The following is a 12,476-nucleotide window of genomic DNA, read 5'->3' on the forward strand; positions in this document are numbered from 1 at the left end:
CGCCGGCAGAACAACTTCAGGGCGGGCTTTCGGCCCGTTTTCACGCACGCGCGGAGTACGGGGGAGGATAGGCCCATGCAGCCACGGAACATGTCCATGAGCGGGGTCGTCGACCTCGCCGCGGTGAAGCAGGCCCAGGAGGCCAAGGCGAAGGCGGAGCAGGCGCGCGCCGAGGCGGCCCGGCACGGCGGGACGGGGGCCGTCTCCCCGGCCGACCTCGTCATCGACGTCGACGAGGCCGGCTTCGAGAGCGAAGTCCTGCAGCGGTCCACCGAGGTCCCGGTCGTCATCGACTTCTGGGCCGAGTGGTGTGAACCCTGCAAGCAGTTGAGCCCGGTCCTCGAACGGCTCGCCGTCGAGTACGGCGGCCGCTTCCTCCTCGCCAAGATCGACGTCGACGCCAACCAGATGCTGATGCAGCAGTTCGGTGTCCAGGGCATCCCGGCCGTCTTCGCGGTCGTCGCCGGACAGGCACTGCCGCTCTTCCAGGGCGCCGCCGGTGAGACGCAGATCCGTCAGACCCTGGACCAGCTGGTGCAGGTCGCCGAGGAGCGCTTCGGTCTGACCGGTCTCGCCGTCGACCCCGAGGCGGAGCCGGGCGCGCAGCCCGCCACCGCCCCCGAGCCTCCGGCCGGACCGCACGACGCGGCACTGGAGGCCGCCGTGCAGGCGCTGGACGCGGGCGATCTGGCCGGAGCCGTCCAGGCGTACAAGAACGTACTGAGCGAGGACCCGGGCAACACGGAGGCCAAACTGGGCCTGTCCCAGGCCGAGTTGCTCCAGCGCGTGCAGGGCGCCGACCCGCAGCGGGTCCGTCAGGAGGCGGCCGACAAGCCGGGTGACGCCCAGGCGCAGATCGCCGCCGCCGACCTGGATCTGGTGGGCGGTCACGTGGAGGACGCCTTCGGGCGCCTCGTCGACGCGGTGCGGGTCACGGCCGGCGACGACCGGGACGCCGTACGCGTGCGGCTGCTGGAACTCTTCGAGGTGGTCGGCGCCGACGACCCGCGGGTCACCGCGGCACGCAGGGCGCTGGCCCGCGCCCTGTTCTAGAGGGCGGTCCGGGCGCCCGTTACCGACCGGTCGGCGACCGTTCGTCCGGATGGTGCCCGTGTGAAAGAGCTGTCGACGAGACGCCAGTGCGGCCGCGCTTTACCAAATCTTGGTAATCGCGGCCGCTGTTACTGCCAGTAAGTCGGTCGCGGCGGTCTGTCGGATTCTGTCCAGCGATCAATGGTTTTGTTCCGCCCTGATGACACACCGAGCGTCGCCGTTCGAGGCCGGTGTGTCGTCCCGCGGTCGCGCAGCCGTTACCAGCGAGTAACGAACCCCCTTGTGTCGAGGGCGAGAATGCACCACGATCGGCGACGCTCGGTCCATTCCCGCACCCCGAAAGCCAGTCGGGTCGCGGGGGTTCCTGGGTCCCCACCGAGCAGGGCCGGCGGCAGTGGAGCCGGCTCTTGGGCAGGGGGGTCTTCGTCCATCCGGCGAAGCCTGTCCAGCAGGGTTGTGCGTGATCGTGTCAGGCGCGACCAGTGGTTGTCGCTCGGGGGTGATCGCCGGTGATCCGGGCGCGTTCCGTACGCGCCGGGCGCGGGCGCTCTCCTTCCCGAGGACGTAGCACTTCTCCCATCCCTGCCAGGCCGAGCCGCCGATCCCGGGGGCCGGCCGAGGCCAGGAGATGTACGTCCGAGAAGGAGGAAATATGGAGTCCCAGGTGCGTGGCGGGACCAGATGGAAGCGGTTCGCTGTGGTCATGGTGCCCAGCGTCGCCGCGACGGCAGCGATAGGTGTCGCAATGGCACAGGGCGCCCTCGCCGCGTCGTTCAGCGTGTCGGGGCAGTCGTTCAAGGTGACGGCGAAGGAGCTCCGAGGCGAGGGCTTCACGCAGTATGGCGCTCTCACCGAGGGATACACACTCACCGGTGACAAGGTGCACCACCCGGTGGCGGTCTCGTCGTTCAGTGAGGCGCACATCGAGAAGATGTGCCAGTCGGTCGTCACGCCGAACATCCCGGTGATCGGCTCTGTCACCCTCCGGCTGGAGGCGGGCAACAGTCCGAAGGAAGAGGAGCAGGTCTACGCCAAGAACCTGCAACTCGACGTCGAGAAGCTCGAAGCCGATGCCACCTTCACGGGCATGGAAATCGGCGTGGCCGCCGGTGACCTGAGCAAGGGGCCCGGCATGCAGGGCGGCAAGGAGCAGTCCAACCGGTTCGGCTTCGCGCAGCAGTCCGACCTCGCCGTGCTCAAGGACGTGAAGCAGACGGCGTGGGCGACCACGGCCGGAACCTTCAAGCTCCCCAATCTGAGCATGTCTCTACATAAGGGGACGGACCGCGAGTGCTACTGAGTGCTCACTGACGGGCGGGGGCCAAGGGTGCCCCGCCCGTCTCGCCCGGGCCGCGTCGTCGTGAGCGCCCCACTTCTCCACCACAGCAAAAGCCGTACCAGGGAGCTGTTTTCCATGAGCGCCGAGACTCCTGCCGCCGTAGCCGGTCAGTTCGCCCGCCGGAGGCTGCAGTTCCGTGCCTGGCGAGGCGCGCGGCCGTTCTGGGCCGGCCTGTTCGTCGCGCTGGCCGGGTTTCCGATCATGTACTTCCCGTACGCGAATCTGCAGATCGGTCACCTGACGCTGGCGATGTCGACCACCGCGGGTGCCGGGTCCCTGATCATCGGCGTGCTGCTCGTGGTCCTCGGTATGAGTCTGTGGTTCCAGCGACACATCAGGGTTTTCGCGGGCGTCGCGGCGATCCTTCTGGGGCTGGTCTCCATTCCGGTGTCCAACTTCGGCGGCTTTGTCATCGGTTTCCTCCTCGCGCTGTTCGGCGGAGCGATGGCCGTGTCATGGGCGCCGGGCACGCCCTCCGAAACCGAGCCGCCGGCCGAGGCCGAGGGAACGGGCGACGCGCCCGAAGGCGCGGTCCTCACCGGCCCGGAGTCGGAAGCCCCGATACCGCAGTCGAAGACGGGGTCCGGCATGCCGGACGAGCCGAACGATCTGTCAGGAACGAGCCCGGCCAACGGGGCGAACGGGAGGCACAGTGCCGGCTGACGAGGTGACCCGCGGGACTGACGTGGAGTCGTTCCGTGCGAGAACCGGGCCGCGCCACGCGGCACCCAAGAAGCCGTTGTTCACGAGGCTCCACATGCCGGCCGGCAAGGCGATAGCCCTGGCGGCGATGCCCACGGCGGTCCTGATGGGTCTGGGCTTCACACCGACCCTCGCTCTCGCGGACGGCAACGACAAGGGCGCGCCGCCGGCCAACAGCATGACAGCCGAGGAGTACAAGGCCTGTGTGGAGGCTATGACGGGCGCCGACAAGGGATCGTCCGCTTCTCCCGCGCCCTCACAGTCGTCGACCGACGAGCCGGACGAAGACACGGGCGAGGAGGGCAAGGGCGGTGACAGTGCGGCGGACGAGGAACAGCCCAGTCCGTCCACCAGTGCCGGGAAGTCGGAGGGCAAGAAGGACACCGGCTCGTCCTCTTCGTCGGATTCAGGTTCCGACGACGAGGTCGAGCCCACCCCGAACGCCTCCGCCTCGCAGGAGAAGGAGCCGCAGAGCGAGGAGGCGTCTCCCTCGGCGTCTGACAGCGGCGGCGGCCTGCTGGAGGGCCTCGGCGACGCCATCGAGGGCATCTTCACCGGCGGTGAGAAGGCCGAGGAAAGCCCGAGCCCCACGCCGACCCCCTCCGCGTCGGCGTCCGAGGGTGCCTCCAAGGAAGCGTCCGACACTGCGGAGGGCGTGACCGACAAGGCCACCGGCAAGGCTGAGGGCACAGCGGAGGGCACGACCGGCGCGCCATCCGAGGCAGGCGAGGAATCCGGGGACGCGGCGGCGAAGGAGGAAGCCGGTGAGGCCACCGCCTCGGCGAGTGCCGGCCCCGACCCGTCCGAGAGCGCTTCCGCGGACCCGGAGGACTGCCCCGTCGCCACGGACGCAGTGGGCGGGGTCGACAACTCCATCCCGCTGCCGGACGCCCCCTGGCATCTCGAGGCCAGCTCGCTGCTCCTCAAAGGAGCTTCGTACGAGGGCATCGTCGAGGTGAAGACGGCGAGCGGCAACACCAAGAAGGTGCTGAAGTACGTCATATCGAAGGGCACCGACATCGGTGACCTGCACCAGATCGTGAAGGACGAGCAGATCGGCAAGACCTACCACGTGCAGGCGGCCAAGGGCTCGACGTCCACGATCCGCGACGGTGACACGGTGATGTACACCGAGAGCATCTCGGGCAACCTGCTCGGGCTGATCCCGATCACCTTCGACCCGGAGCATCCGCCGCCGCTGGACATCCCGCTCATCTACTTCACCGACGTGAAGGTGGTGCAGGCCGGTCAGTTCGGCGGGACCCTGCACATCCCCGGGCTGCATCAGCACATCACTGACTGAGGCCGGTCGCGACGACGCCGAGGGCGCCCCCTGCCTCAGGGGGCGCCCTCGGCACGTACCACGGAGAACGTCAGCCGCGCCGCGTCTCGCCCAGGTGGTGGACGCGGACCATGTTGGTGGTGCCGGGGACGCCGGGGGGCGAACCGGCGGTGATCACGACGATGTCGCCGTCGTTGAACCGGCCGAGGCGCATCGTCTCCTGGTCCACCAGGTCGACCATCTCGTCGGTGCTGTTCACGAACGGCACCACGTGCGGCTCCACGCCCCAGCTGAGCGCCAGCTGGTTGCGGGTGGACTCGTCGGTGGTGAAGGCGAGGATGGGCTGGGCCGCGCGGTAGCGGGACAGGCGACGGGCCGTGTCACCGGACTGCGTGAAGGCCACCAGGCCCTTGCCGCCGAGGAAGTCGGCGATCTCGGCGGCGGCACGGGCCACCGAACCGCCCTGCGTGCGCGGCTTCTTGCCGGGGACCAGCGGCTGCAGGCCCTTGGAGAGCAGCTCCTGCTCGGCGGCGGTGACGATCTTCGACATCGTCTTGACGGTCTCGATCGGGTACGCGCCCACCGACGACTCCGCCGACAGCATGACCGCGTCCGCGCCGTCCAGGATCGCGTTGGCCACGTCGGAGGCCTCGGCGCGGGTCGGGCGCGAGTTGGTGATCATCGACTCCATCATCTGGGTCGCCACGATCACCGGCTTGGCGTTGCGCCGGCACAGCTCGATCAGGCGCTTCTGCACCATGGGGACCTTCTCGAGCGGGTACTCGACGGCCAGGTCGCCACGGGCCACCATGACGGCGTCGAAGGCCGCGACGACGCCCTCCATGTTCTCCACCGCCTGCGGCTTCTCCACCTTGGCGACGACGGGGACCCGGCGGCCCTCCTGGTCCATCACGCGGTGCACGTCGGCGACGTCCTTGGCGTCCCGGACGAAGGAGAGCGCGACCAGGTCGCAGCCCATGCGGAGCGCGAAGCGGAGGTCCTCGATGTCCTTCTCGCTCAGCGCCGGCACGTTCACGGCCGCGCCGGGCAGGTTGATGCCCTTGTGGTCGGAGATGACGCCGCCCTCGATGACGATCGTCCTGACCCGGGGGCCCTCGACCTCGGTGACCTTCAGCTCGACGTTGCCGTCGTTGATGAGTACCTGGTCGCCCTTGGTCACGTCGCCGGGCAGGCCCTTGTACGTCGTGCCGCAGATCGTCCTGTCACCCGGAACGTCCTCGGTGGTGATGGTGAACTCGTCACCGCGCACCAGCTCGACGGGGCCCTCCGCGAAGGTCTCCAGGCGGATCTTCGGTCCCTGCAGGTCGGCGAGGACACCGATGGCCCTGCCGGTCTCCTTGGCGGCGGCCCGGACACGGTCGTAACGCCCCTGGTGCTCGGCGTGGGTGCCGTGGCTGAAGTTGAAGCGGGCCACGTTCATGCCGGCTTCGATCAGCGCTACGAGCTGCTCGTGGGAGTCGACCGCGGGGCCGAGAGTACAGACGATTTTCGAACGGCGCATGGGGCGATCCTATCGGTTTGTTTCGCTGCGGAATATTCCGTCTGGCGGAAGATACAAATGGGCGCCTCGGTGCTCACAAGAGAATTCTTCAGCTGTCCTCGGATGCCCTCTGCTTTCCCTTTTCGACCAGAGCGTAGGTCTGTGTCGCGATCTCCATTTCCTCGTCCGTCGGCACCACGGCCACCGCCACCCGCGCGCCCGCGGGCGAGATCAGCCGCGCTCCGTCCCCGCGTACGGCGTTCAGCTCGCCGTCGACCGCCAGGCCGAGGCCCTCCAGGCCCGCCACGGCGGCCTCCCGCACCGGTGCCGCGTTCTCGCCGACCCCGGCCGTGAAGGCCACCGCGTCCACCCGTCCGAGGACGGCGTAATAGGCGCCGATGTACTTCTTCAGCCGGTGAATGTAGATGTCGAAGGCCAGCCGCGCCCGCTCGTCGCCGGCGTCGACACGGCGGCGGATCTCCCGCATGTCGTTGTCGCCGCAGAGACCGATCAGACCGCTCCTCTTGTTGAGGAGAGTGTCGATCTCGTCGGCGGACATTCCACCAACACGCATCAAATGGAAGATGACGGCCGGGTCCATGTCTCCCGACCGCGTACCCATCACGAGCCCCTCCAAGGGCGTCAGCCCCATGGAGGTGTCCACGCAACGGCCGCCCCGCACCGCCGAGGCGGACGCCCCGTTGCCCAGGTGCAGCACGATGACGTTCACGTCCTCGGGCGCCTTCCCCAGCAGCTTCGCGGTCTCGCGGGAGACGTAGGCGTGCGAGGTGCCGTGGAAGCCGTAGCGGCGGACGCGGTGCGCGTCGGCGGTCTCGACGTCGATCGCGTAGCGGGCCGCGGACTCCGGCATCGTCGTGTGGAAGGCGGTGTCGAAGACGGCGATCTGCGGCAGGTCCGGGCGCAGCGCCCGCGCGGTGCGGATGCCGGTGAGGTTGGCCGGATTGTGCAGCGGGGCGACCGGGATCAGCCGCTCGATCTCGGCGAGCACCGCGTCGTCGACGACGGTCGGCTCGGTGAAGTGCTTCCCGCCGTGCACCACACGGTGCCCTATCGCGGCCAGCTCGGGCGAGTCCAGGCCGAGGCCGTCCTTGGCCAGCTCCGCCGCCACCGCCTTCAGCGCCGAGTCGTGGTCGGGAATGGACCCGCTCCACTCACGGCTCCCGCCGCCCGCCGGGGTGTGCCTGAGCCGTGAGGTCTCCTCGCCGATCCGCTCGACGAGGCCCATCGCCAGCCGGTCGCTGCCGCGCATGTCGAGCAGCTGGTACTTCACCGACGACGAGCCGGAGTTGAGGACGAGGACGCGGGCCGGGGCCGTGGTCGGGGCCGGGTTCGCGGCCGGAGTCGGGCTCACAGGTCGGACACCTTCTCGCTGGGGGACTGCTGGGCCTGGATCGCCGTGATGGCGACGGTGTTGACGATGTCCTGGACGAGCGCGCCCCGGGACAGGTCGTTGACCGGCTTGCGCAGACCCTGGAGCACCGGCCCCACGGCGATGGCGCCGGCCGAGCGCTGCACGGCCTTGTACGTGTTGTTGCCGGTGTTCAGGTCGGGGAAGACCAGCACGCTGGCCTGCCCGGCGACCTCCGAGCCCGGCAGCTTGGTCGCGGCCACCGACGGCTCGACGGCGGCGTCGTACTGGATCGGCCCCTCGATCCTGAGGTCCGGGCGGCGCGAGCGGACCAGCTCCGTCGCCTCGCGCACCTTGTCGACGTCCGCGCCCGAACCGGACGTGCCCGTCGAGTACGACAGCATCGCGATGCGCGGATCCACCCCGAACCGCGCCGCCGTGGACGCCGACTGCGTCGCGATGTCGGCGAGCTGCTCGGCGTCCGGGTCCGGATTGACCGCGCAGTCGCCGTAGACCAGGACCTTGTCGGCCAGGCACATGAAGAAGACGGAGGAGACGATGGACGCCTCCGGCCTGGTCCTGATGATCTCGAAGGCCGGACGGATCGTCGCCGCCGTCGAGTGCACCGACCCCGACACCATGCCGTCGGCCAGCCCCTCCTGCACCATCAGCGTGCCGAAGTAGTTGACGTCACAGACGACGTCGTACGCCAGCTCCACGGTGACGCCCTTGTGGGCGCGCAGGGCGGCGTACTTCTCGGCGAAGGAGTCCCGCAGCTCGCTGGCGGCCGGGTCGATCAGCTGCGCGTCGCCGAGGTCGATGCCCAGGTCGGCGGCCTTCTTGCGGATCTGCTCGACGGGGCCGAGCAGCGTCAGCTCGCACACCCCCCGGCGCAGCAGCACCTCCGCCGCGTGCAGCACCCGCTCCTCGGTGCCCTCCGGCAGGACGACCCGGCGCGGGTCGGACCGGGCCTGCTCCAGCAGCGTGTGCTCGAACATCATCGGCGTGACCCGGTCGCTGCTCGGTGCGGAGACCCGCCTGCTGAGCTCGGCGGTGTCGACGTACCGCTCGAAGAGGCCGAGGGCGGTCTCCGCCTTGCGCGGGGTGGCCGCGTTGAGCTTGCCCTCCAGGGAGAAGAGCCGCTCGGCGGTGGGGAAGCTGTTGCCGGTCACCGAGAGCACCGGCGTGCCGGGGGCGAGGCGGGCGGCGAGGGTGAGGATGCCGTCGCCGGGCACCTCGTTCAGGGTGAGCAGGACGCCGGCTATCGGCGGGGTGCCGGCGCTGTGCGCGGCCAGCGTGCCGATCACCAGGTCGGCGCGGTCGCCGGGCGTGACGACCAGGCAGCCCGGGGTCAGCGCGCTCAGCAGGTTGGGCAGCATGGCCCCGCCGAAGACGAAGTCCAGCGCGTCCCGGGCGAGCCCCGAGTCGTCGCCGAGGACCACCTTGGCGCCGAGGGTGTGGGCGATCTGGGAGACGGTCGGCGCGGACAGCGCGGGCTCGTCCGGCACCACCCAGCACGGCACCGGCAGCCGGCCGGTGAGCCGCTCGGCGATCTCGTCCCGGTCCTCGCGGGCGACCCGGTTGGTCACCATGGCCAGGACGTCGCAGCCCAGCCCGTCGTAGGCGCGGAAGGCGTTGCGGGTCTCGGCGAGCACGGACTCCGCGGTCTGCTTGCGGCCGCCGACGACCGGGACGACCGAGGCGCCGAACTCGTTGGCGAGCCGCGCGTTCAGCGACAGCTCGTCCGGGAACTGGGTGTCGGCGAAGTCGGTGCCGAGGACCAGGACGACGTCGTAGTCCCGGGTGACCAGGTGGAATCGGTCGACCAGCGCCGACACCAGCTCGTCCGTGCCCTGTTCGGCCTGGAGCGCGGACGCCTCCTGGTAGTCCATGCCGTACACGGTCGCGGGGTCCTGCGCGAGCCGGTAGCGGGCCCGCAGCAGCTCGAAGAGCCGGTCGGGTCCGTCGTGGACCAGGGGACGGAAGACGCCGACCCGGTCGACCTGCCGGGTCAGGAGTTCCATGACCCCCAGTTCGACGACCTGGCGGCCGTCGCCGCGGTCGATACCGGTCACGTACACGCTGCGCGTCACGCGTGCTCTCCGTTTCGTTCGTCTGGTGGCGGCTGTCCCGTGCACAAAGATCGCCCATCGGGGTGAGCAGAACCCTCTTGACAGTACCTCCGGCGATGGCTAGGGCGCCCGTCAACGTCCGCCGGTGTGCCGGTGCGCGTTCGTGCCCGCGGAGACGCTCGTCCGTGCCCCTTCGCGCTCGTCCGTGCCCGCGCCCGGGGTGCTCGTCCGTGCCCGTCCGCGCTCGTCCGTGGCGGTCCGCGTCCGCCGGTGCGGGCGGGTGCCCGCGGGTGCCCCTCCATGGTCCGGCCGTGGAACAATTGGAGCGGCTCACCGGTGTCAACAGCGAGCAGGAGACACAGCACGATGCGTATCGGAGTTCTCACCGCAGGCGGCGACTGCCCCGGCCTGAACGCAGTGATCCGGTCGGTCGTGCACCGAGCGGTCGACAACTACGGCGACGAGGTCATCGGTTTCGAGGACGGCTACGCGGGCCTGCTGGACGGCCGCTACCGCTCCCTCGACCTCAACGCGGTCAGCGGCATCCTCGCCCGCGGCGGCACCATCCTCGGCTCCTCCCGCCTCGAGCGCGACCGGCTCCGCGAGGCCTGCGAGAACGCCGGCGACATGATCCAGAGCTTCGGCATCGACGCGCTCATCCCGATCGGCGGCGAGGGCACCCTGACCGCCGCCCGGATGCTGTCGGACGCCGGCCTGCCGGTCGTCGGCGTGCCGAAGACCATCGACAACGACATCTCCTCCACCGACCGCACCTTCGGCTTCGACACGGCGGTCGGCGTGGCCACGGAGGCGATGGACCGCCTCAAGACCACCGCCGAGTCCCACCAGCGCGTGATGGTCGTCGAGGTCATGGGCCGGCACGCCGGCTGGATCGCCCTGGAGTCCGGCATGGCCGCCGGTGCCCACGGCATCTGCCTGCCCGAGCGCCCCTTCGACCCCGCCGACCTGGTCAAGATGGTCGAGGAGCGCTTCTCCCGCGGCAAGAAGTTCGCCGTCGTCTGCGTCGCCGAGGGCGCCCACCCCGCCGAGGGCTCCATGGACTACGGCAAGGGCGCGATCGACAAGTTCGGCCACGAGCGCTTCCAGGGCATCGGCACGGCCCTGGCGTACGAGCTGGAGCGCAGGCTCGGCAAGGAGGCCAAGCCGGTCATCCTCGGCCACGTCCAGCGCGGCGGCGTCCCGACCGCGTACGACAGGGTGCTCGCCACCCGCTTCGGCTGGCACGCGGTGGAGGCCGCGCACCGGGGCGACTTCGGCCGGATGACCGCGCTGCGCGGCACGGACGTCGTCATGGTCCCGCTGGCCGAGGCCGTGACCGAGCTGAAGACGGTGCCGAAGGCCCGGATGGACGAAGCGGAGTCGGTCTTCTAGACGCTCGCTGGAGCCTCGCGCTAGCTAGTCTTTGCGTGGACCAATTGGCGTACTTGTCAACGCGGGCGGGTGTTCATGGGGACGACGCAACCTGGTGACGTGATCGGCGGGCGTTACCGCCTTACCACCGAGTTAGGGGCTGGGGGGTTCGGAAGGGTTTGGCGTGCCTACGACGAGACCCTCGGCGTAGACGTGGCGCTCAAGGAGCTGCGGCTGATGCGAGGGATGTCCGAGGCCGACCAGGCGGATCGGTTGATCCGTGCCACACGTGAGGCCCGCAACGCCGCCCGACTGCGCAGGCATGAGGGCATCGTCACGATTCTCGATGTGGTGGTGAAGGACGATCTCCCCTGGATCGTCATGGAGTTGATCAATGGTCGCTCACTCGGGGAGCACATCGAGGAGATCGGCCCGCTGTCGGTCGACAGGACTGCTGAGATTGCCGTCTCGTTGCTGACGGCGATCGGTGCCGCACACGAGGAAGGTGTCCTGCACCGCGACATCAAGCCGGGCAATGTCATGCTCGCCGCGGACGGGAAGACGCTACTCACAGATTTCGGGATTGCCGTCCGCGACACCGATACCGCGCTGACCGCCACCGGGATGCTCGTGGGCTCGGCGGAGTACATGGCCCCCGAGCGTCTGCGCGGCAGGGAAGGGCTCCCAGCCAGTGATCTGTTCTCCCTCGGAGTAACGCTCTTCCAGGCTGTTGAGGGCTTCTCGCCGTTTCACCGCGCCACCCGCGATGCGACGCTGGCGGCAGTTCTGCTCGAAGAGGCCCCGACGCCCCATCGAGCCGGACGGCTTGCTCGGCTCATCACCCGACTCATGGACAAGGACCCGGCTGCGCGGCCGACAGTCGTCGAAGCGCTGGCCATCATCCGTGGGGAGCAGCCCACCCGGGCCCGGCCCCATGTCCCCGTACAAGGCCACACCAGCCTCCGTCCGGTCCCCCTGTCCACAGCGAACTGGGAATATCGGGCAATTGCGGTGATTGCGGTCCTGATTACTGCACTTGGCGTCGCGGGCCTCCCGGATGCCGGCCCCACATGGGGGCGCATCGAAACCGACTTCCGAGTGTATGCAGCTGTGTTCGACGTCTTCGCCGGCGGGCTGCTGTGCGCGAGCCTGGCCCGGTTCGTGCCTGCGGCCGCCGGCAGGGCAGTCGCCCTGCTCGCAAGGGTCGCCGGCTTCGGCTTCGGCTGCTTCGCAGCCGGCTTCGCCGTACACGGTACGGCGATAACGCTCCGGGAATCGACGGGTATGGTCGCAACGGGCGACGACGCCGCCAGCGCCTCGCTCACAGTGCTCACCGTCGCTGTTCTTGGCGCGGCGGCACTGGCCTGGAACTGGAAAGACAGGGCGTCGCGACATCGCGAGCCGCGCTAGAGGGCGTCGAGCGCGGCGGGCAGGTGCCGCTTCCATCGGATTCCCGCAGGCCACAGAAGTGGCGGGAGTGGTTGCGGCAGTAGCCGTAGCCGGCATGTCCGGCCAGTGCGGACGTTTGACGGGCTCGCGGGAGGCCGCGCAGGACAGTGGGGCGGAGCCGATCAGCCGCAGGTCGTCGTGCCAGGTCGGCACCTGCCGGGCGAGTCAAGCCAGAGGTCACACTCAGGCCGACGGGCGCCCTTCGCCATGGTCGCGGCCCGCACAGACATCGGACTCACTCATCTAGTAGGGCTCCGTTAGGTCTGTCTCGTGGTCCTGTTTGGGGGCATGTTGAGGGTGTGGACGCACATGAAGTGAACCGTGCTCGGGCGACGTTG

9 protein-coding genes are annotated in these 12,476 nt (G+C 69.6%); 6 read left to right on the plus strand and 3 right to left on the minus strand.

Annotated features, from left to right (window positions below; genetic code table 11):
* Positions 1–75: 75 nt before the first annotated feature.
* The 4 genes from ACH4NX_RS13380 (at position 76) to ACH4NX_RS13395 (ending at position 4,397) form a co-directional block, all read left to right on the plus strand.
* Positions 76–1,053, plus strand: coding sequence for a tetratricopeptide repeat protein (locus tag ACH4NX_RS13380; RefSeq protein WP_398128795.1), 978 nt, complete (start codon positions 76–78; stop codon positions 1,051–1,053).
* Positions 1,054–1,705: 652 nt separating this feature from the next.
* A complete protein-coding gene (locus tag ACH4NX_RS13385) occupies positions 1,706–2,353 on the plus strand; it encodes a DUF6230 family protein (RefSeq protein ID WP_398128794.1) in 648 nt (215 codons plus the stop codon).
* A gap of 114 nt (positions 2,354–2,467) precedes the next feature.
* Positions 2,468–3,055 carry a DUF6114 domain-containing protein gene (locus ACH4NX_RS13390; protein WP_398128793.1) on the plus strand — a complete coding sequence of 196 codons (588 nt, stop codon included), beginning with the start codon at positions 2,468–2,470 and terminating at the stop codon, positions 3,053–3,055.
* Entirely contained in the window at positions 3,045–4,397 is a 1,353-nt protein-coding gene (locus ACH4NX_RS13395) for a hypothetical protein (protein WP_398128792.1), read from the plus strand. Before ACH4NX_RS13390 ends, ACH4NX_RS13395 begins: the two co-directional genes overlap by 11 nt.
* Before the next feature lie 70 nt (positions 4,398–4,467).
* On the opposite strand, the gene pyk is transcribed toward ACH4NX_RS13395, so the two are convergent.
* From pyk to pta, 3 genes are all read right to left on the minus strand, one after another.
* Positions 4,468–5,898 carry a pyruvate kinase gene (gene pyk, locus ACH4NX_RS13400; protein ID WP_351390175.1) on the minus strand — a complete coding sequence of 477 codons (1,431 nt, stop codon included), beginning with the start codon at positions 5,896–5,898 and terminating at the stop codon, positions 4,468–4,470.
* A gap of 88 nt (positions 5,899–5,986) precedes the next feature.
* On the minus strand, positions 5,987–7,249 hold the full coding sequence (locus ACH4NX_RS13405; RefSeq protein ID WP_351390174.1) for an acetate kinase: 1,263 nt from the start codon (positions 7,247–7,249) through the stop codon (positions 5,987–5,989).
* Positions 7,246–9,339, minus strand: coding sequence for a phosphate acetyltransferase (gene pta, locus ACH4NX_RS13410; protein WP_398128791.1), 2,094 nt, complete (start codon positions 9,337–9,339; stop codon positions 7,246–7,248). Before pta ends, ACH4NX_RS13405 begins: the two co-directional genes overlap by 4 nt.
* Before the next feature lie 345 nt (positions 9,340–9,684).
* Here pta and ACH4NX_RS13415 point away from each other — a divergent pair, with 345 nt between their 5' ends.
* Both ACH4NX_RS13415 and ACH4NX_RS13420 read left to right on the plus strand, forming a co-directional pair.
* A complete protein-coding gene (locus ACH4NX_RS13415; protein ID WP_398128790.1) occupies positions 9,685–10,710 on the plus strand; it encodes an ATP-dependent 6-phosphofructokinase in 1,026 nt (341 codons plus the stop codon).
* 75 nt (positions 10,711–10,785) lie between these two features.
* A complete protein-coding gene (locus tag ACH4NX_RS13420; protein WP_398128789.1) occupies positions 10,786–12,099 on the plus strand; it encodes a serine/threonine-protein kinase in 1,314 nt (437 codons plus the stop codon).
* Positions 12,100–12,476: the final 377 nt, after the last annotated feature.

Origin of the sequence: Streptomyces sp. NPDC017225, from assembly GCF_044331465.1 — a bacterium.
In the GTDB taxonomy this organism is placed as follows: Bacteria; Actinomycetota; Actinomycetes; order Streptomycetales; family Streptomycetaceae; genus Streptomyces.